Here is a 21932-nt window from a genome sequence, read left to right as displayed (position 1 = left end):
GCGAATTTTATTCGCCCGGTTGTCTGTATAGACGCGAATTATATTCGCCCGGTTTTCTTCTCTAATCCTTCTCTAATCCAACGGAATTGCTATGACAAATTCTGCACCTTTTCCAGGTTCCGAAATACACACGATCGCACCGCCGTGTTTTTCCACTACAATTTGATAGCTAATCGACAATCCCAATCCCGTACCTTTCCCCTCCGGCTTAGTAGTAAAAAACGGGTCAAACAGTTTACACCGCGTTGCTTCAGGCATCCCCCGCCCATTATCCTTAATCCGAATCACCGCAAAACTCTCGATTTTTCTTCCTCTTGCTACTTCTTCCATCCCAACATCCGCTACATCCGCTACATCCGTTACAAAATCCGCTGCCGAACCTTCCGTTACATCCGCTACATCCGTTACAAAATCCGCTGCCGAACCTTCCGTTACATCCGCTACATCCGTTACAAAATCCGCTGCCGAACCTTCCTTGACTTCGGTGCAAACTGTGATAACATTCGGATGCTTATCAATGTCAGCGTAAGTACGTGAAGCATTCGACTCATCCAAAGCATCGATCGCATTCGAGAGCAAATTCATAAACACCTGATTGAGTTGTCCGCTGTAGCACTCAACCGCAGGTAAGTCACCGTATTCCTTAATCACTTGAATAGCCGGACGTTCCGCATTAGCTTTCAAGCGGTGCTGTAAAATCATCAACGTACTCTCCATACCTGCGTGAATGTCAGCAGATTTTTTGTCGGTGCCGTCAACGCGCGAGAAGTTGCGCAATGATTGCATGATATCGCGGATGCGATCGGTTCCTAGCTGCATAGAACCCAGCATTTTAGGCAAATCTTCCATCAGATAATCAAGTTCAATATCTTCTGCTGCTTCTGCAATTGCCGGCACAGGGTTCGGATAGTGCTGCTGGTAAAGATTGACAATGCAAATCAAATCTCGTACATAATCATTAGCGTGGTGGAGATTGCCAGAAATAAAGCCAACGGGGTTATTGACTTCGTGAGCAACTCCTGCTACCAATTGCCCCAAACTTGAGATTTTTTCCGTTTGCACCAGTTGAGCTTGGGTTTGCTGCAACTTGTGCAAAGATTGTTCTAGTTGCTCAGATTTTTCTTGTGCTTGTGCGTAGAGTTTAGCATTTTCTAGGGCGATCGCAACTTGAGAAGTCAGAACTTTTAAAACTTGCAATCTATCGGGAGAAAAAGCACCCACTGCTAAGTTATTTTCCAGATACAGAATGCCTGTGAGTTGGCCATGATAGATGACTGGATTGCAAAGAATTGACTTAGGCTTAAAGCTCACAACATAAGGATCGGCGGTAAACAAGCCGTCTGATGCCGCATTGTTTAAAACCAAGTCTTTTTGAGTGCGAGCAACATAGTTAACAATTGATACTGGCAAATCTTGACTAATTTCAACGGGAAGGAATTGCAAGACGGCGACTTGATTTTCCTCTGCCGTGCAGGTGGCTTGTATCAAAAGACTATCATCTTTGTAGAGCATCAGCACAGCTTTTTGAGCAGCCGCATTTTCTAACAAAATTTTGATTAAACTGGCGAGCAATTTATCCAGCACAATTTCACTGGTAATAGCTTGAGATGCTTTGACGAATGTGCCGATATCTAAGGATTTACCGAAATCGCTGTTGGTGGTTGTTGTCGTGGCGGTGACAGTTAAATCGCGGGTTTTAGTTTCTCGGTTGAGGGTTTGGGCGACTAACTGGGGATATCGGGCTTCTAAATCTTTGACTTTGGCGATCGCTCCCCAGTGGATGTAACCGTAGTATGATTCTGTGAGATATACTTGAGAAATTTTCTCTTTGTTGCAAGACAAATAAAACTCGGCTGCAAGTTCGTTAGCGAGAGCTGCTTCTTGGATGTATCCCTGCTCTTTTGCTCCTAGAATGGCTTTGTCATAATAATCTGCTGCTTCCCAATTATTACCAAAAACTCGCGCTTTTTCGGCTTCTACCAAATCGTACTTGTGCTGATAGTTCATCGGAGCGTGGTATGCCCATTTTTGCATTCTTTCCTGATTTGCTGCTACTTGAATCAAGTATTTTTCTTGTTCGGCACTGTCAGCAGTTGGATAAACAGCGAGGAGTGCCAGGGAATAGTAAAAATTGTGCGTACCGACGATTGTAAAGCCAATTACTGCTTGTGTATATCCGGCAGCTAAAGATGCGTTAGCAACGGCTTTTTTTGGTTCTTTTGAAAAGTAATGACTCACCATGTTGGCACAATAAAAATTAAAAATTCCCATTGTATTTTTGGTGCTTTGCAGTCGAGGCAATATTTCTTTTTCATTAAGGTTTTCATCTGCAATATGAAATTTATTTGCAGATTTATTTTGTAATCTTAAAAGAAGTTGTCCCCATATTTCAATTAAGTCTTTCGCAAGCTCTTGTTTTAGTTGCTGTGCCAAACTGAAGTATTGCAATTGCTTTTCTTCTAGAGTATTTAGCGGCTCTCCGATAAAGAATAAACCTATCAAACAGTTGTAGCTAGCGTAAACGCTGTATTGTATATCTCCTGTTTCTAAGCCACTTTGCATGGCATCTATTAAAGGTAAAATTGTCTTTCTGGCATGGTCTTTCCAGTGCCGGATTAAAGCGTTGAATGTGTTATTAACGTTGCATTTAAGTTCTTTAGCATTGAATTGGTCTAATAGCTTCAAAGCTAACTGTCCAGAATGATATCCAGCGTCTATCTCTCCCAATGCCGCAGTCAGCAGCACGCCATACCAACTATAGGCGATCGCCCCAAGTGCTGAATTGCCCCGGGCGGTAGAAAAATTGACCATGGTAAAGATAAGTTGTGGCAATAATTCTGATTTTGCGATAATAACAGGAGAAACCAGCATCCCAAGTATCCGCATGATAGCTAATTGATAGCCATCAGTTATGTCAGGAATTTGGTTGAGCTCATCAAGTGAAGGTAACTTAATTCCAGTCAGACCCTCTGGAGGGATTTCAGATAGGGAAAGTCCCAATATTCCCAAAGCTTGCAAACCAGTATCTATGGCTTGTAAAAGCTGCTTTTGAGAATGATAAGACTGGATTTGCAGTTCGTAGCCTTTAATTTGGTCGAGCAGGTTTGTAGCTTGTTGCAACACGATATCAGCTAATTCTTGCGATCGCCCAAAGTTAGTGTTTAGATACTCGGCTTCGGCTGCTTCTACGTGCAGGTTCAGCGTCAAGTCATAATCAATCTGCCAACTTGACTGCATACTAACGGGAGACTGAGGGAAGTTAATGAGGTTCAAACTGACATTCAAATACCTAACAGCAGCTTCGTAAGCATTGGATGCTTTAGCTTTTTTCCCGGCGAGCAGATTCAGTTTTGCCAGTTGATGTTTTTCGGCTTTTTCTACGAGCAATTCAGCGCCGACATTCAGTTGGTTGACAATATCAAAAACATTTTCTTCTATCTCGGAGGCGGGAGTATTGTCTAGCAGCAGTTGACCGATTTTTAGGTGCGTTGCTTGCTTTTGGGCGTCTGGAATCAGAGAATAAGCTGCTTGCTGCACTCTGTCGTGCAGGAATTTGTAGGCAATTTTGGATTGAGAAGCGGGAATAATCGATCGCAAATTATCCAGTCCCCAGCCTCCAACCAGCGGAATTTTGTAAGCATTACTCAACGGGAGAACCAATCCAGTTTGTAGCGCCGCCCAGAGTTCGCTAGCTGCTTGCGCCTGAGATTGTTCGTTGACAATTGACAAAACATCGAGGGTAAATTTGTCGCCAATACAAGCCGCCAATTTTAAGACTCGTTGGGTGGTTTCCGGCAGTTTTTCGATGCGGCTGGCTACCAATTCGACGACACTTTTGTCCGTAATGCCGATCGCCTGAATCTGCGCTAAATCCCACTGCCAACTACCGCTACTAAACTCAAAGTATAACAGATTTTCTTGATAAAGGGCTTGCAAAAGCTGGGTGATGAAGAAAGGATTGCCGCCCGTTTTGTGAAAAATCAACTCAGCCAGCAATCTCACCTTGTCGTTAGCGGTGAGAGTATCGGCGATCAATTCGGAGACATTGCCGAAATCCAGCGGTTGCAATACAATATTATTGACTGGAGTACCAGTTTTGGCAATTTGCTCGATCGCCTGTACGAGCGGATGAGTCGGATTAACTTCATTATCCCGATAAGCACCAATCAACAGCAGATATTGACTTTCCGAATTGCCAACCAACAACTGCATTAAATTCAGCGAAGCCGAATCAGCCCACTGCAAATCATCTAAAAAGATAACCAGCGGATGTTCTGCGCGAGTAAAGACGCCGATAAACTCTTGGAAGACTCGATTAAACCGATTTTGAGATTCGGCAGGCCCGAGTTGCGGCACTTCCGGCTGTTTGCCAATAATTAGCTCAATTTCTGGAATTACATCAACAATCACTGCACCATTTGTACCCAAAGCCGCCGCTAACTTTTCTCGCCAAGTTTGCAATTTTTCGCTACTTTCAGTCAGCAACTGCCCGATTAAGGACCCGAAAGCTTGAATCAAAGCTGCATAGGGAATGTTGCGCTTAAATTGGTCAAATTTGCCGTTAATAAAATAGCCGCGCTGTCGCGCAATTGGCTTGTGAACTTCATTAACAATGGCGGTTTTGCCAATGCCAGAATAACCGGAAACTAGGACTATTTCGCTTTGACAATGAGTACCTAGATTTTCCGAATTTTCTGGTGGTTGCGCCTCTGCAAGCCCGCTAACTCGTTCAAAAGCAGCCAGCAGGCGATCGACTTCGGCTTCTCGCCCGTAAAGTTTTTGAGGGATTGACAGTTGCGGGGAGCGATCGAACTGTCCGGTTACAAAATCAGCAATTTCCCCAGTTGTCTGCCAAGAATTCAAACACTTTTCTAAATCTGCCTTAATCCCCTCCGCAGTTTGATATCTATCTTCGGCATTTTTTGCCAAAAGCTTCATCACAATATCCGAAACAACTTGCGGAATATTATCGCTATTTTCTAAATTTCTCCTGCATTCACAAGGCGCTGTGGGATGTTTGGCAATGTGAGAGTGTACCAGTTCCAAAATATCGCTGCTGTGAAACGGCAATTCGCCTGTCAGCATTTCGTAAAATGTCACACCTAGGGAATAGAAATCGCTGCGATAATCTAAGGTGCGGTTCATTCTCCCAGTTTGTTCGGGAGACATATAGGCGACTGTACCTTCAACTAAGTTAGCGCTGTTAATTTGGGGAGTTTCTTTGCTCAGCCGGGAAGCGATGCTGAAGTCGGTGAGTTTGACTATTCCTGTTTCCAGGTTGATGATAATGTTGGATGGTTTGATGTCTTTGTGGATGATGCCGTTTTGATGCAGCGAGTTGAGTGCTGATGCTAGCTGAATGCCAATGTTTAAAAATGCTGTTAAGTCAAGCTTTTTTGAGATGATTTGGCCCAGGGAGTTGCCGCCAAAGTCTTCTGAAATCAGGGCTAGACGGTTTTGATAGGTTTCGAGGCTGTAATATTTGACGATGCTGTCTGCGTGTAAATGCTGAGTAATTTTATATTCGTTTTTTAAGCGGGTAATTTGTTCGAGGGTGGGAAATTCTGCCTTGAGAATTTTGATAATGACTGGTTCTTCGTCTGAGTGTCTAATTCCTCGATAAACGCTGGTATTGAGCCCGTCGGAGATTGATGTGGTGATTTTGTAGCCTGGAAGTGTCAGTGTATTCATTGAAATCCTCCTGATAGCTGAGGTAAATTGATTTTTTTTAAAGACTGGCGGAAACGATCTGATGCGCTTGGGACGATCGCACTACACTCGAAAAATGATCGTTCTGATGCAAAGGTTAGGGATATCGCAGGGTTTTATTTACTATCGTAGTAAACACAAAATATGATGTCAACCGCAATTTAGCTTAGTCGCTTAAGCTAAATGGCCATGTTTGATTGGCAATTATACTTAATACGATCGCGATTATCGACAAAATTACAAAATCCAGATGCGACGATCGCGATCGGACTCCAATACAATTTATCGATACATCGAGACAATTTCTCAGTATCTGGGACAATTCTGAGAATATAGTGATATCCCTCTAGTTCAATCAGCTAAAAATGAGCATTACACCCAAATTCAGATGGTTTTCCTCAGTGGCGAGTGTTTGTAGCGCGATCGCGATCGGAACTTTCAGCGGTTTGACATCTCCTGTAAAAGCAGCAGAAACAGTTGTGGTGCGTAAAGGTATTTTAGAATCGTCAATCTCGGTTGCAGATTTGCGCGAGCTCGCAAAAACCGGAAAAGTCCCCGCAAAACTGCAAGCTTACGCCAATCTGCTGTCAGACGCACAACGCAGTCAAATCTTGGGAGCACTTCAAGCGAAAATTCCCCTAAATGTTGTCGGTTTGAGCAACTTGCTAAATACGCGGATCGGGACGGCGATTTTGACGGATTTGACTACAGTCATTCCCAGGCGCGACGGTGCGGGTGTCGAAGCGCTGCGAGCGGCTTTGGTGCTGGGGGCGAACGCGCCGGAAGGCTTATCGATATTGAGTTTTATTGAATCTTATCCGAGTGCGCGGATAGTTGTCGATCTCGATCGAGCTTTTGATGTTTTGGGAAATATGAACTCGGGTTTTTGGCAAACTCAGAGGTTTATGGCGGCGATCGCACCTCAGTTAGCAGCCACTAAACCCGCCTTTAACCCGCCTTTCGACCCGACCCAACCAGGCCCGAATTCGGTGCGGGTTCTCAAGCTAGATTTGAACGATAGCGCCCGCAATCGGCGTATTCCGGTTGATGTCTACTGGTCGAGAGCTGCGACGGCCGACAAACCGACGATCGTGTTTTCTCACGGTTTGGGCTCCGTGCGCACGGATTTGCGCTATTTAGCCGAGCATTTGGCGTCTTACGGCTATGTTGTAGCAGCTTTGGAACATCCCGGAAGCAACCAAACAAATACCAATGCTGCGATCGCGGGTAAGTCTCAGTTGCTCGCTGCTGGAGAGTTTTTAGACCGTCCCAAAGATATCAGTTTTGTGCTCGACGAACTGGCAAAATTGAACCAAACTGATGATAACTTGCAGGGAAAAATTGCGATCGAGCGATCGATGATCGTGGGCTATTCCTTCGGCGGCGCCACAGCCTTGTCCGTAGCCGGTGCCGAACTGCAATTGAGCGGGCTCAAACAGCGCTGTCAGGGCGATTTGATTGGGTTTAGCTTGGGCGAAGGCATTCAGTGCGCGGCGGCCCGATTGCCCCAAGAACGGTATCAATTGCGGGATGCGAGGATTAAAAGGGCGATCGCCATGAATCCCACCACATCATTACTATTTGGAGAAACAGGTTTAAGCACAATTCAAATCCCTACATTAATAGTAGCCTCTTCAGCCGACAAAACTACACCCGCCCTGGTCGAACAAATTGCCGGATTCACCAAAATTACTGCTCCCAAATGGCTAGTCGGATTTGTAGGAGGAACCCACTTAAGCGTTAAAGATCCGAGTACAACCTTAGACCAAGTTAGCAGACCGAGTACAGTAATGACTGGCGATGAAGTTGTCGGCGACCAAGCTGCGAGCATACGCAATTATATTAAAGCTATAAGTCTGGCTTCTGCCGCTCAACTAACCGCAGAAGCTGACAAATATGCAGTATTTCTCACCCCAGAATACGCGCAATTTGCGTCAACAAATGCAATACCGGTGCGACTGGTTACAGAAATTTCTCCAGAAACTAATGCAGTCGTGCAAACTTTTATTCAGCAGAGTCGTTAGTCATTAGACTTGAATTGCATAAGTCTTTGATTGATACAGAAACCGCAGATGTCAGACAGATAAACGCAGATAAACGCAGATAATTTCAGGGTGTTTTCCGATTTTTGCAATTCAAGTCTATTACTGCTGGTTGCGCAGGCGGGGATTGACAAATTCGTTCAATCCTTCTCCCACCAAAGATAGCCCAACTACCATTAAAGTCATTGCCAAGCCGGGAAACAAAGCCGTCCACCAAATGCCGGTAGGTAGGGCGTCTAAAGCTAAACGCAAATCGTGTCCCCATTCCGGAGTTTCTTCGGGAAGTCCCAAACCGAGAAATCCTAAGCCTCCTAATGTTAGAATGGCGTCGGCGGCGTTGAGCGCGAACAGCACAGGTACGCTCTGAATCACGTTGAGAAATAGGTAGCGCGACAGCACTGTCCAAGTGTCTGCACCCATGGCGCGGGCGGCTTCGACAAATAATTCGGTTTTGACGCTGGCGGTGTGATTTCTGACGACGCGGTAGTATTGAGGGATGTAGGAAATGCTCAGGGCGATCGCAGCATTGAGAACTCCTTTTCCCACGACAAATGCTAAAGTTAAGGACAGCAGCAATCCCGGCAACGTATAAATTGTATCCATTAAAAATAACAGCACGCGATCGAGCTTACCGCCCAAATAACCGCTAACCAAACCCAGCGGGACTCCGACAAACAAACTCAAAGCTGTCGCTAAAATCACTACTTGCCAAGCCGCCCGCGAAGCAAACAGCGTGCGCGAAAACACATCGTAGCCGCTGCGGCTGGTACCAAACCAATAATTCGCCGACGGCGGTTCGTGAATCGGGTTAATCAAAGCATCGGTAGGATTTTGCAGCCATCCCCAAGCTTGCATTGCCGGAGACAAGGTTGCTACTATGATAAATAAGGCAGTTATTGCCAAACCAGCCCACATCATTTTCATTGACAGGCTTGACGGTGAGGCAATGTTGAGAAATCGCGGTAATTGAACTTTGTTTAATGTCATGTTTAGCCGTTTACTGATTGAAGCTTTGTCGGATTTTTGCTAAATTTTCCTGGGCTGCTGTGCAGTTTTCATCGAAAGTCAGTGCTAGTTCAAATGCCGATACTGCATCCGACCAGCGCTTCAGGTTAATATAAGCTAGACCCAAACAGCAAGCCGGGTCGGTGGTGGTGAAACTTGGCTCGAAAGGTTCTCCTTTATAGTAGCTGCTATCTTTACCTAGTTTCAGGCAATTCTGGAAGTAAGCAACGGCACCTAACGGAAATCCGATATTAATTAAAGTCATGCCAGCTATATAATTTAGGGGAGGATAGTTGGGACACCATTCCAAACCTCGCTGACACAGTAACATCGTTGTTTCGTAGTCTCGGTTTTGGAGCGATCGCCCTGCTAAAGTAAAAACTAAGGAGGGAATGAAACCAAATTCTTCTGGAGGGTTGCCGTCTATCAAATGCGGAACTAATCTTTCTAGCGCTTCCTCCCAGCAGTCTCGCGCTTTCTCGTCCTCGCCCGCTGCGCCGTACATTCCAGCTAGGGAGTACAGCAGCATCAGGCTGAACCCTTCTTCTTGTCGGGCAATTTCTAAGATGGGAATATTGCGGTTGACAACTTTGGTGGCGACTTGTTGGTGGCTGTTGGCGTGATGCAAGACTCTGATACTATCTAAACTGCTAACTTCACTGTCGCGAAAACTGCGGTTTTGATACTGGATTTGCTCGTGGAAACGACCGAAATATCTCATCTCCGGGAGATTGCGAAACAAGCGGGTCATGTTTAGCGGAGTCATTGCTGCTTGATGGCTTGCTTCTGTTCTACTTATTGAATAAGCCAGCGCTTCGGGCTGCGATTTGAGAGTTTCTCTAAAATCTGCCGATCGCACAACTAACTCCTCATCTGCATCCAGCACTAAAATCCACTCACCCGTCACTAAAGATAAAGCATAGTTCCGCGCCGCCGCAAAATCGTCGCACCACTGAAAATATCCCACTTTTGCTCCGTACTGACTGGCAATTTCCGGCGTACCGTCCTCCGAACCCGTATCGACTACAATTATTTCGTCGGCGTAGGGTTGAACGCTGGCCAAACAGCGCGCTAAATTCTCGCTTTCATTTTTGGCGATCGTGCAAAGAGATAAAAATGGTTTTGACCCGAGTGCTGCGCTAATGCTCATTTTTTATCAGAAAATTTAGTTGAAAACCCTGTCTCGATCGGACGACTTTTTGCCATTGTTTAAGTAAAACAACAAATCCATCTTAACAAATGAATATGGTAGAATAACTAAATCAGACAATATGTAACAACCTACCCCCTCCCGGTGAGAAAGTCTACGCCCAAAACATTTTTGAGGAAATATGACGGGAGCACCAAGCGTGCTTTCGGTAGTTAGCGAAAGGAACCCTAGTAATAGGGATATTAAAATCGTAATGTCTTAAGAATCCCCATGCCTTGACTGCCGGCGAGTGTCAACCTGATATGTTGCAACTCAAACAAGTTAGTTGTCGCTGGGAAATTAGAGTGCTGCTAAAATACTTGGTAGAGCAATAAAATGTCTGCCAACACTGAACTCATCAATAAATGTTTCGGTAAAAACGTCGCCGTCAGGTAAGAGCACTTGATTCAAGTCCGCTATGGGAGCCGCACGGGTAGAAGACACTTATAATCTTTTAGGTCACGCACTGCGAAAAGCTTTAGAGGTTATAGCCCGCGACCAGAAATAGGATTTATCTACTATCGCATCACAAGCAGGAGCCTCTCTAGTGTCGAGAAGTAGCTTAAAAGCGGCTTTAGATTTAGATTGGGACGACCCACAACAAAAAACAGAAGCATTAACAAGGATACTAGAAACACTTAACAATGTTGAGTCTTGGGTAACAGAACAAACTGACCTGAATGCAACAGCAGTAACTCAAGCCAAACAAAGCATTGAGGATGCACGAATAATCGAAGCACAGGATACTGATCTGCGAGAAAATGGTTCCGCAAAGCTCCGTAAGGGTGTAGCGCCGAATCGTCGTATTTCAATTGAAAATAAAGATATGCGTCATGGGCGTAAAAGCAGTAATAAATGTTTTAATCGTTAGAAGCGCCATGTTCTTAAAGATTTAGATTTAGGTTGTGGTGCGAGCAGTTGGAGCCACAAGTGCTAATCAACCGGAAGCCGAAGTTACTGTATCAATTAAAACTGACCCACAATCCCCAAAATTTAAGTTAGAAGAATTGCAGATTGACCGCGCATATTTAACTAGCCACTTGGTTAAAAAACGTGACTCTGATTTAACAATTGTCTGTAAATCATGGCGCGTGCGAAACGGTAAACTCTTTGACAAAACTGCGTTTTTCTTAGATTGGGAGAACTCAATAATTATCTATTTTTATGGAATAAATTTATTTTTTGTGCAACGACAAGTAGTTCATTTTCTCAAAGATGAATGTAATATTTGTCCTCTGCATTCACAATATACGGAAAGTTAAAATGGTCGTAGCATTTCGATTCATGCTGACGAATTATTATTAAAAAAATTAAGAGAGCGCCAACAAACAAGCCAAGGAAGAGCCAAACTACGCGAACTTGTTTCAGTTGAACATTGTTTAGCTCAAATCGGGCAATGGCAAGGCGAACAGGCTCGTTACATCGGTCTGCGTAAGAATATTTTTGATTTACGACGTATGGCGATTGTTCATAATCTTCATATTTTGGCTCACTCAAATGCTACCTATGAACCCAATAAAGGCAAGTGCATAATTATATTGTTTTGTCCGCTACTTCTACTGGACTGCCTCTCTAGATATCGAGAATGTAAAATCCCAGACCATCCTGTGAGAAAACTAATGACATGATTCGTTAAAGATGCTAAGATTTCCTGAACTTTTACGCGGAGTTCGTCAAGATTACTAAAAACTAACTTTCGCTAAAAATTCTTTGATGTATTCCCACACTCTTTCTGTTGGATTTACTTGACAGACAATGAGGAGGCTGAAACAGTAAAATAATATTGTCTGGCAATTCAGATGTGCTTAAAAGATGACCGCCGCGAGCATTATCGACTTGAATAATCTGCAATTTATCGGGATATTCAAGCGACATTTGTTCCATCCAAATATGCTTGAAAACAAAGTTTATCTAAATGGCAAAACTCCCAAAAAAAACGAATTACAGTAGATGGGGACTGCTCCGTAAAGCCAGAAATATTTAAATTTTCATAGATGTTTTTCTACGGGTTTTACACCCCGTAGTGTTATCCTTCGTCGAAATTGTATGTAGTCCTAATCGAGTTTCGTCACTACACCAAAACAGAAATTCTTGTATTTGTTTACTTGGTCAGGAGCTTGATCCAGCAAGGCTTTGATTTTTTTAGACAGGCTATTCTTGAATTCATTGATTGCCGTTGGCTTTTGTTTGCTATTCCGGGGTCTTGGTATTTTTAATTTACTTTTAAACTCCCCTCTAACCAAGGAGTATACAGCTTGATAACTACTAGGTATCTCTTCGATCGACCAGAGCCAGAGATGAACTTCTTGATAACTTAAAAATCCTTCTCTTTCTCTCAATTCTTGTTGTAATGCAGCCGCTAAGTAAGTTGGCGTAAATATTTATGGTTGGGATCGCAGAGGAGATAGGAGTCAGGAGTCAGGAGGGAAGAGGGTTTGAGTGCGATCTATATTTCCTTACATAGTGCTGTTTATTTGCGCCTTTCTACTTACTTCAACCGAAAACTTTTTGGGTATACCAAAAATCAGCCGATTTTTTAACAAGTTTTCTATGCCACCCTCTTTATATTGAAAGAGCCAGCGATGAATTGTGGTTTCACTTTTACCAAAAACTGACGATACTTCTGGGGCTGTTTCTACTTGTTTTGACTGAAATAAATAAAGTATTTTGAACTTTATTATATGCTAAAATTATTTTTTGTTGCTTCCGAATCTCTCTTCATACTTCTATAGATTCGGTAATCGTTATATGAGGACAGACATTTTAATGTTATCCTGTACTTTTCAGGTAATATTAATTTCGGTTGGATCGTCAGGTGATTTAACCGCTCTTGACGCTCTTGACACAGAGAAAGAGAAGAGATATGAATGATTCCTCGGCTAGACGGAATTGATATAACTTTAGCATAACTTTAGAAAAATGGTATGAGTTTCCACAACTAAAAAAACTGCCGTCTTTGTGGACGAGCAGCTAGTTTGTGAGTACGGCAGGTAATATTAGTATTGAAGTGGTGAAAAAATATATAGAAGACCCACATCATTCAGCTAATTAAGAAAGATTACGGGGACTCAAGTCCCCCTTAGAGCTTCCGTCTCAGGTCTAAAGACTCGCTCGTTTCCCGCATCCGGGATTAATTTGATGAGGGCGCTGTCTGGGGAGGTGGCGGAGTTTCTTGAATTTTAGTTAGTGCTGCTTTAATTTGGGGGGTGGCGAGGAAGCTTTGGGTGGCTGCGATCAAGCGATCGCCCCAGAGGTTTTCTTTGAGAAAATCTACGGCGGCATAGCGTTTGTCTAATTTTAGGGCTGCTTCTCCCATTGCTAAACCTTTTTCTCGATCGCCTTTGGTGTAGAGCGCTACTGCGAGGGCTAGCATTGGTTCGGCTGCTTTGTTGTCGATGGCGATCGCTTGTTCCCAGCGGCTGATGGCGCTATTGATATCTCCTGTTTCGTATTTTATTAATCCGATGTTGTTGATAGCGGGCCACAGGTTTTTTTCTAAACTAAAGGCTTTTTCGTACTGGGCGATCGCGCGATCGAACTGCTTGAGCTTGTAAAAAGCGTTCCCCAAATCAAATAATGCACCCGGAGTGTCTGGTTTTATTTTCAAACCTGCTTGCAAGTATTCGGCTGCTTTCTCATAGTTCGCTTTGCGAAAGTAAGCTTCTCCCAAAACAAATTTAATTGAGGCATTTTCTGGCGCCAGAGATTGAGCTTGTCCCAAAGCTTCAATCCCTTTGTCAAACTGCTCGACTTGAAGGTACAAGCTGCCTAACAAAGTCCAAGTTTGAGCATTCTTGGGGGCTAACTGTGTGGCGAGTGCGGCTCTGGGGACGGCGAGTTGGTACTGCTGGAGTCTGGCTAGCTGGACTGCTTCTTCTGCAAGGCTCAAGGCTGTTTGCTCGAACTGAGCTGAGTCGATTTGCAAAGTGTAAGGCAAGAGCGCCTGACAGGCAACTGGCTCGGGCATTGTCCACAAACCGAGTGCGATCACTAGAGATATTAAAGGAATGCGATTAGGCACTGTACAGCCCCAGAAAAAAATATAAGGGTTTCTCGATCGTTTATAATAACCCATATTTTTGACTTTTGATATTGTTTTCTGAATCCTCAAGCTTTACGGTTATTAGTTAAATAGTTCCTAATGTATGTTTTTACTCATCAATTATCTGTTGATATGTGCGATCGATTAACCGCACGTGCGAACCGTTTTGGTTGTGGCAATCCACGTGACACGAGCTGATTCACTGTCCTATCGCCAAGTGAATTGGGAAAAAATAAACTTTTGTAAGCTGTTTTCTCAATGACTGAAATCCGAACTATCGCACTGATAAATTGTTAGTTTTCACTCAACTCGACCGAGTTAATAAAGCCTCTTGGATTTTATTTAACAGTTGTGCTGCTGACAAGCTAGAAGGCAAAATTTTTGCAGATACTTCTTGTAGCAAAAAGTCGATCGCCTGTCGAGATTCTGAATTTACAGCAGAGCGATAATCCCAAACTAAAATCGGCAGTTTTACTGACATTTCTCGCAGGTGGGAGAGTGCCTGCAACATGGCGGGGGATTCTGAGGGGGCATCTCGCAAGCACAGCAGCACTAAGTCTACGCTTTGATATTGTAACTGCTGCAAAACTTCTGTCCAGCACGGGGCGATCGACCCTCGAAATCCTGCGGTTTGGATGTACTGAATCAATGCTTGAAAGTTAGGGGTAGAAAACTGGGAATTGGAGGCCCTATTCTCGGGATTTGTAGGTCGATCGCGATTTTCCAATTCTGCTGTCGGATTCCCGGATGCTGTGCGGTACAAATCTGGTAAAGTCGCAATGTCGGTAAATAAAATGCTGGGCTTCCAACTCATGCCTGCTGCTACTTGAATCACTTGCCACAGCGCAGACGCCCCCAATCCGGTGCCTGAGGTTTCACTGTGGTCGTAAGGATTGTGCAAGGCCAAACAGGGAAATACCGACAATCCTTTGACTTGATTTGCCAGTTGGGTAGTTACTGGGTCTAAAGTTACTAAGGGCAGAGAGCCCAAATTGCGCGATCGACTTAACTGTTCGATAAAAGCTGAGGGATTTTGCAGTTGGCTGGTACCGTCTAAGACGATCGCCGAAGGGCGCCAAATTCGCGCGACGAGTTCTGCTTGGCCGAGGTCGTCTGCTTCTAAAACCCGGCAGTAGGTGGGGTTTAGCAGTAAAGCGGAGCTATTTGAAGAGGAACTGTTTTGCGGGCACAGCCACAACACGGTTAAAGAACTTCTGACTTCGGCTGTACCGACATGACTGCGGGGGATGGAGTTGGCGAGGACTCTCCGCAAAGCGGGTTCTTCGACTGGCAAGCTCAAAAACCCTTCGGCGAGGTTGACAGAAGCGCGTTGTTTTTCGCCTCTGGTGGCTGTGATAATCGCTGGAATCGATCGGGTATCTGGATCGCTCTTGAGCAGAGTCAGCACGTCCCAACCGGACAGCAGCGGCAGCAGCGGGTTGAGGAAAATCACTTCCGGACTGAACCTGCGGGCTTTTTCCAGGGCTTCGGTGCCAGAACGGGCGATGATTACTTGGTAGCCCAAACCTGAGAGAACGTTGCTTAAATCTTCGATATATTTGGGAACTGCTTCGACGATTAAGACTAAACGAGAGCGAGAATTGCCGATCGGAGTTTGATATTTTGGTTTGAATAATTCTGCCTCGGCTGCTGTACGTGCCGGGGTTTCTTGATTGTTATGTCCTGCTGGATTTGGGGGCAGCAGCAGAGTAAATTGAGATCCTTGGTTTTCTGAGGAAATAAACGAAACGTCTCCGCCGTGGAGGCGGGCGAGGCGTTGAGTCAGTACCAGTCCCAGTCCGGTGCCTTGAAAGCGGCGGGTGAGGGGGCTTTCTAGCTGTTGGAATTTCTGAAAGATCAGGTGTTGTTTGTCGGCGGGGATGCCGATGCCTGTGTCCCAAACTGTGAATGCAATCCAGCCTTCCCAAACATTTACTTTCAAGCCAATTTTCCCGCCCTGTTCAGTGAATTTCAGGGCGTTTGAAAGAAGGTTTACGAGCATTTGCCGCAGCCGCAATTCGTCGGCAATTAAGTAACTAATTCCCGGTTCTATTTCGAGTGTAAATTTGATTTTGGTTCCGACTTCTGCCTCTGCTGCGGCGTTTGTTTGCTGCGGCGCGGCCGGTGATTTTTCTTCTTGCTGTTGCAGTTGTTTTGCTTGTTCAAAGGCTCTTTTGCAGGTGGCTGCTATTTCTACCTGTTCGGGAATTAGTTCTAGCTGCCCGGTTTCCATGCGGGTCAAGTCTAAAATGTCGTTAACTATGGTCATCAAATGCCGCCCGCTTTGATGAATTAGTTTGGCGTAGCGTGTTTGGCGATCGTTTAGTTCGCCGATCAATTTATCTTTGAGCAGGCTGGACAAACCGAGGACTGCGGTGAGGGGGGTTTTTAGTTCGTGGCTGATGCAGGATAAAAATTCGTCTTTTAGTCGGTTCAGGTGGATTAAGTCGGCATTTTTGGCTGCTAGTTCTTTGGCGACTAAATGTTCTTCGGTGACATCTTGTCCCATGACTAAAATTAGCTGGTCTGAAAGTGGCTGTTTGACAAATTGCCACATCCGTTCTTGACCTTTTTGTACGGGGCACTCGCAAATGTAGGTGTCTGGTTTGCCGGCAATCGGGCACCAAGCTGGAGCGGTTAAGGTGGATGGGGAGGCGGCAGCGTACAGGGGTAGGGGACAACTGGTGGCTGCGGTGGAATCGCGATCGCCCGACGATCGACTTGCTCCTACCAGGCTCCTGCACTCTTTGCTGGCGGCCGATAGCTGCACGCTCTTGTATTCGGTTGTTAAATGGCTTGGTTTGTGGGCAGAGTGGGGGCCCAAACTTGCTGCTGGTTCTGGAATTGGTTCTGGGCCTGCTCCCAGCAAAATCCGCCACGCTGCGTTTTGGCTGACTATTTGTCCGGTGGGGGTTTGCAATCTCAGCGGCAGGGGCAGTTTTTCCAGCAGTTCGACTAGGGAATTGAGGTTTTCCGAGGGTTTCAATCCTGCTTCTAGAAAGCGCACTTGAGCTCCTAGGGCGGTGGCGATGGCTTCGGAAACGGGCATTAATTCGATTTCTTTGACTGCTGTTGGCGGCGAAGTCAAGCTGCTGTTAAGTGCGGCGAAGTGCAGCAGGCTCTGGCTGTCTAGCAGTCCTAAAAATTGACCGCTGGCATCTGTCAGTCCGATCGGGCTTTTCGAGAAACCGCCGATGGTTTTGCTCTCTTGAGCGGTGTTAAGTTCCTTTGTTTGCAGATATTGCCAGAATTCGCTGATGCTCAGAGCAGCCGATACTGTCGTGAGCGGCTCGATCGCGATCTGGCTTTCTGACAAAGGTTGTTGCCAGTCGTTTGTGCGATCGGCTCCACAATCCCAAAGGCTGCGGAGGTAAACCAATCCCAGGGGCTGTAGCTGTTCGTTGACTACTGCGACTCGATCGCAGTTACACGAGCTGAAAATTGACCGCAGAGATTCTAGCGCCGCCGTGGGTAGGCATAGCGGCACTGGCTCGATAAAGTTCTTGAGACTGGGACTGGTGGTTGGCATAACAAACCTGAAAGTCTGCTATTAATAGCAGTAATATTTTTGATACCCAATGTAGCTGCCGATTTTTGTATCTTCATTGTTTTATATCAGTTCCCCGCTTCGCCGAAATCTGCACCGAGCAGAGCGAGTTCGATGCCTGCACCTGATTTGAGGCTACTAGCAATTATTTTAAGGCTTAAGCTTAATTGCAGAAATCAGGCTTAGGGTGCTTGACATTCCTGCCCGGGAGTACAATTTGATTATTCCTGTGTTACAACCTGGGAGTAATTTTTGGGGTTAAGATTGTTTACAATAAATGTTGAAATGAGTTAAAAATGTTAAGTCTTTTGTAAAGGAGATATCAACTCTGAGCGAGCCAGCACTTTCGGGTAACTTGGGCGGTTCACCTACAGGTTTGCTTCCCCAACTGTCGATCGGTATTTTTGTCCGCTCTGAAAAAATAGCAGCATCGGCGATCGAGCTGTTGAGCGGCGAACGCTATAGCTTAACGCACATCAAGTCGGCGGTGGATTTTTGGGGATTCCTCAAACACAATTATCACCTAGATTGTTTGGTTTGTGAGGTAGATGGAGATGGGGATGGGCGATCGGTTCTGAGCAAGCTGCAAGAACGATCGATATTTTTGCCTGCGGTAATTTTTTCGCCATTAGCAGAAAATGGCAGGCGAGAAGCACAACTTGCCGATAGTTTGGAGGAGCCGTCCAGCACCAGTTATGCGAGTCAAGAGCAAAGTTGTACTTTTTTTTACCACCCTGCGGAGGTGCAACTGTCAGTCGGTAAATCGACATCCATAGGTGAAAATATCGATCGGGCGATCGCGCAGTTTCTCAAACTTTCAACTCTCTTTCCGGTGAACGACCAATCTGCAACGGTAGATGCGACAGCCCAATTGACTGCTCAAAGTTTGCTCCAGCTACAGCAGCGGCGGCTTGCGGAAAAATTACGGGAGCGATTAGGATACTTAGGCGTGTATTATAAAAGAAATTCCCAGATTTTTTTGCGAAATCTGTCGGGCCCTGATAAGCAAAAGTTTTTGGAGCAACTAAAATCAAGTTACCGCGACATCGTTTTACATTATTTTTCTGAAGATACTGCGGTCAACAATCAAATAGATGAATTTGTGAATTTAGCTTTTTTTGCTGATGTTCCTGTGACTCAAGTTGTAGAAATTCACATGGAATTGATGGACGAATTTGCCAAACAGCTAAAATTAGAAGGGCGCAGCGAGGAAATATTGCTGGACTACCGCTTGACTCTGATTGACGCGATCGCTCATCTCTGCGAGATGTACAGGCGATCGATTCCGAAAGAACCCACTCTAGCAAGAGAGTAGAAGTCAAACAATAGAACTTAAGAAACAAGAAGGTAGAAGGTAGAATTTAACCAACAAGAAAACAGAAGCCATTCGGCAGGGAGCGCGCGAGGCAGAAATTATTATAAAATAACAAAGATCGGTTCATTAAACAAAAATAACAACTACAACTAACATCTGACAACTACTACTAACGATTTCAAAAAGTTCATGAGTCCTCTGAAGAAAACCTACGTTCTCAAGCTGTACGTTGCAGGGAATACTCCCAACTCAGTACGAGCTTTGAAAACCCTCAAAGACATCCTCGAACAAGAATTTCAAGGAGTCTACGCCCTGAAAGTGATAGACGTTCTAAAAAATCCTCAGCTAGCAGAAGAGGACAAAATTCTGGCAACCCCAACGCTGGCGAAAATCCTGCCGCCCCCGGTGCGAAAAATTATTGGTGATTTGTCCGATCGCGAGAAAGTTCTGATAGGATTAGATTTGCTCTATGAAGAACTTCGCGAAGAAGACCTGAATTCATAAGATAATCAGGTGACAGTCAGTCGATTTGAGATTTTAGACTGGGGCGCCATCGCGATTTTCAAAGGATTTTAGATTTTTTACTCACCAGATCGATCTCGGGCTTGAACTAGGGCATTGCCCCCCAAGCGTCTTGTCCCAAAAGCGCAGCCTAAGCAAGCCTAAGCAAGCCTAAGCAACTAGAAGGAAGCCGGTCGTTGGGTCAAAAAAATGAATCCCTGCACGAATGTTTTCGGGAAGCAAGTATCCGTTTTTGGACGGGATCGTTAGCCAGGAGTCATTAGTTATTGAGCAATATCCCCAACTACAAGCTGGGTATAAAGGCTCAGGGGCTGCGGTTAATGACTGATAACTAAAGAATACTGAGAGTTGACAAAAATCGACATGAATGAAATTAGTCAAACGGTGCAACCAGAAGGATTAGTAACAGCAGGCGTTGAAAAAATTCGCACCATGATTGAGGGTTTCGATGACATCAGTCACGGCGGGATGCCAGTAGGCAGAACCACCCTAGTCAGCGGCACGTCAGGAACGGGTAAAACTTTATTTGCCGTACAATTTATCTATAACGGAATCACCCATTTTGACGAACCGGGAGTGCTCGTAACTTTTGAAGAATCTCCCACAGATATTATTAAAAATGCTTGCAGTTTTGGTTGGGATTTGGCACGATTGATCGCTGAAGGCAAGTTATTTATTTTGGATGCTTCCCCCGATCCAGAAGGTCAGGATATCGTAGGAAACTTCGATCTATCTGCCTTGATCGAGCGGATTCAGTACGCCATTCGCAAGTACAAAGCCAAGCGCGTTTCTATAGATTCGGTGACAGCCGTATTTCAGCAGTACGAAGCTGCATCGGTGGTGCGCCGAGAAATATTTCGCTTAGTTGCGCGCCTCAAACAAGTAGGCGCAACTACAGTTATGACTACCGAACGGGTGGAAGAATACGGCCCGGTGGCGCGGTTTGGAGTGGAAGAATTTGTGTCGGATAATGTAGTAATTGTTCGCAATGTTTTAGAAGGCGAACGCCGCCGGCGCACCATCGAAATTTTGAAGTTGCGCGGTACAACTCATATGAAGGGCGAATATCCTTTTACTATGACCAATGACGGCATTAATATTTTCCCATTAGGGGCGATGCGATTAACTCAAAAGTCTTCTAACGTGCGGGTTTCTTCCGGCGATAAAACTCTCGACGAGATGTGCGGCGGCGGTTTCTTCAAAGACTCGATTATTTTGGCGACGGGTGCGACGGGAACCGGCAAAACTCTGTTGGTGAGCAAATTTTTGCAGAATGCTTGTATGAACGGCAATCGGGCCCTGCTGTTTGCCTATGAAGAGTCGCGGGCTCAGTTGTTCCGCAATGCTTATTCTTGGGGCATTGATTTTGAGGAAATGGAACAAAAAGGACTGCTGAAACTGCTGTGTACTTACCCGGAATCTGCGGGTTTGGAAGACCATTTGCAGACGATTAAATCAGAAATTGCTGAGTTCAAACCTTCTCGAATTGCGATCGACTCGCTGTCGGCTTTAGCTAGGGGTGTCAGCAATAATGCTTTCAGGCAATTTGTGATTGGGGTGACTGGTTTTGCGAAGCAGGAAGAAATTACTGGCTTTTTCACGAATACCAGCGACCAGTTTATGGGTTCTCATTCGATTACTGACTCTCATATTTCTACAATTACTGACACGATTATCATGCTTCAGTATGTAGAGATTCGAGGGGAAATGTCGCGGGCACTTAATGTGTTTAAGATGCGCGGTTCGTGGCACGATAAAGGGATTCGGGAATACACGATTACTGAAAGAGGCCCGCAAATTAAAGATTCGTTCCGGGGTTACGAACGGATTATTAGTGGTTCTCCAACTCGGATTACGATTAATGAAAAGAGTGAGTTATCGCGGATTCTTCAAGGAGTGCAAGGTGAAGATGATGACGGTATTTGAGCGTCGTCAGTCTGATTTAGGGTGCGGTAGGTACTGCTTGCACCCCCTGGTTTGGTACAGTGCAAGCGATACCTAAAGGTGTATTTTAAGACCGTCGCCCAAACAATCACTCTCATAATTGGCGATAAAAAAAGCCGAATATATAGCGGTTCTCACTCTCGATGAGGTGTGCCCGGTTCTGCGAATATCAGGTTTTTACCTTCAAGAAAGGCGCCAGCGATTCCCCGTTACCAATTTTCCGAAATAAGTTATATTTCAGTCTCAAGGCTTTGATACTCCCCGACTATGAAGGTAGGGGGATTCTTAAGACATTTTTGTCAAAATATCCCTATTGCTAGGGTTCCTTTCGCTGACTGCGGAAAACGCTAAAAAGTGCTCCCGTCATATCTCCTCAAAAATGTTTTGGGCGTAGATTTTCTCAGTCCAGGGGTAGATTTTTAAATCTTGTCTGATTTGTTTTTTTTACGATATTCATTTGAGAAGATGGATTTGTTATTTTACTTAACAATGGCAAAAAGCCGGCCACTTAAGAAGGGGTTTGAGACCCATCTCTCTGATAAAAATTTATTTTTCAACTTAAATGAGCACGGAGGGATTTGAATCAAAGTCTCGCTCTTTAAGTACGAGTTTCCGTC

At 45.0% G+C, this 21932-nt stretch carries 14 protein-coding genes and 1 pseudogene; 7 read left to right on the top strand and 8 right to left on the bottom strand.

The window, feature by feature from the left end; genetic code table 11:
* Positions 1–72: 72 nt before the first annotated feature.
* Positions 73–5691 (bottom strand): ATP-binding sensor histidine kinase, encoded by a 5619-nt coding sequence (locus QT974_RS07480; RefSeq protein ID WP_333467884.1) that lies wholly within the window; start codon positions 5689–5691, stop codon positions 73–75.
* A gap of 383 nt (positions 5692–6074) precedes the next feature.
* On the opposite strand from QT974_RS07480, the gene QT974_RS07475 reads away from it, so the two are divergent.
* Positions 6075–7733: an alpha/beta hydrolase gene (locus QT974_RS07475; RefSeq protein ID WP_333467883.1), complete on the top strand. Its 1659-nt coding sequence runs from the start codon at positions 6075–6077 to the stop codon at positions 7731–7733.
* 120 nt (positions 7734–7853) lie between these two features.
* Here the strand turns inward: QT974_RS07475 and QT974_RS07470 are convergent, their stop codons facing one another.
* The 3 genes from QT974_RS07470 to QT974_RS07460 form a co-directional block, all read right to left on the bottom strand.
* Positions 7854–8738, bottom strand: coding sequence for an ABC transporter permease (locus QT974_RS07470; RefSeq protein WP_333272035.1), 885 nt, complete (start codon positions 8736–8738; stop codon positions 7854–7856).
* Positions 8739–8748: 10 nt separating this feature from the next.
* Positions 8749–9906, bottom strand: a complete 1158-nt coding sequence (locus tag QT974_RS07465; protein WP_333467882.1) for a glycosyltransferase family 2 protein — start codon at positions 9904–9906, stop codon at positions 8749–8751.
* A 339-nt stretch (positions 9907–10245) separates the two neighbouring features.
* Positions 10246–10389, bottom strand: coding sequence for a hypothetical protein (locus tag QT974_RS07460; protein WP_333467881.1), 144 nt, complete (start codon positions 10387–10389; stop codon positions 10246–10248).
* A gap of 103 nt (positions 10390–10492) precedes the next feature.
* Between QT974_RS07460 and QT974_RS07455 the strand changes: the two genes are divergently transcribed.
* Together QT974_RS07455 and QT974_RS07450 are read left to right on the top strand one after the other, a co-directional pair.
* Complete coding sequence (locus tag QT974_RS07455; RefSeq protein WP_333467880.1) at positions 10493–10816, top strand: hypothetical protein; 324 nt, start codon at positions 10493–10495, stop codon at positions 10814–10816.
* Between the two features lie 34 nt (positions 10817–10850).
* Positions 10851–11207 carry a hypothetical protein gene (locus QT974_RS07450; protein ID WP_333467879.1) on the top strand — a complete coding sequence of 119 codons (357 nt, stop codon included), beginning with the start codon at positions 10851–10853 and terminating at the stop codon, positions 11205–11207.
* A gap of 792 nt (positions 11208–11999) precedes the next feature.
* On the opposite strand, the gene QT974_RS07445 is transcribed toward QT974_RS07450, so the two are convergent.
* Together QT974_RS07445 and QT974_RS34740 are read right to left on the bottom strand one after the other, a co-directional pair.
* Positions 12000–12284, bottom strand: a complete 285-nt coding sequence (locus QT974_RS07445; protein ID WP_333467878.1) for a hypothetical protein — start codon at positions 12282–12284, stop codon at positions 12000–12002.
* A 117-nt stretch (positions 12285–12401) separates the two neighbouring features.
* Complete coding sequence (locus tag QT974_RS34740) at positions 12402–12611, bottom strand: hypothetical protein (protein ID WP_442933164.1); 210 nt, start codon at positions 12609–12611, stop codon at positions 12402–12404.
* Between the two features lie 260 nt (positions 12612–12871).
* On the opposite strand from QT974_RS34740, the pseudogene QT974_RS07440 reads away from it, so the two are divergent.
* Positions 12872–12997, top strand: a pseudogene (locus tag QT974_RS07440) (transposase); the annotation flags it as partial.
* Positions 12998–13075: 78 nt separating this feature from the next.
* Here QT974_RS07440 and QT974_RS07435 read toward each other — a convergent pair.
* Complete coding sequence (locus tag QT974_RS07435; RefSeq protein WP_442933163.1) at positions 13076–13966, bottom strand: tetratricopeptide repeat protein; 891 nt, start codon at positions 13964–13966, stop codon at positions 13076–13078.
* 325 nt (positions 13967–14291) lie between these two features.
* Entirely contained in the window at positions 14292–17516 is a 3225-nt protein-coding gene (locus QT974_RS07430; RefSeq protein ID WP_333467876.1) for a hybrid sensor histidine kinase/response regulator, read from the bottom strand.
* 394 nt (positions 17517–17910) lie between these two features.
* On the opposite strand from QT974_RS07430, the gene QT974_RS07425 reads away from it, so the two are divergent.
* From QT974_RS07425 to kaiC, 3 genes are all read left to right on the top strand, one after another.
* Positions 17911–18849: a circadian clock protein KaiA gene (locus tag QT974_RS07425; protein WP_442933162.1), complete on the top strand. Its 939-nt coding sequence runs from the start codon at positions 17911–17913 to the stop codon at positions 18847–18849.
* 189 nt (positions 18850–19038) lie between these two features.
* On the top strand, positions 19039–19353 hold the full coding sequence (gene kaiB, locus QT974_RS07420) for a circadian clock protein KaiB (protein ID WP_006632119.1): 315 nt from the start codon (positions 19039–19041) through the stop codon (positions 19351–19353).
* Positions 19354–19734: 381 nt separating this feature from the next.
* Positions 19735–21297, top strand: a complete 1563-nt coding sequence (gene kaiC, locus QT974_RS07415) for a circadian clock protein KaiC (RefSeq protein WP_333467874.1) — start codon at positions 19735–19737, stop codon at positions 21295–21297.
* Positions 21298–21932: the final 635 nt, after the last annotated feature.

Source organism: Microcoleus sp. BM001215392 (genome assembly GCF_036700185.1).
Taxonomy (GTDB): domain Bacteria; phylum Cyanobacteriota; class Cyanobacteriia; order Cyanobacteriales; family Microcoleaceae; genus Microcoleus.
The sequence above is the reverse complement of the archived record's forward strand: the minus strand, read 5'-3'. Positions and strand labels throughout refer to the sequence as shown.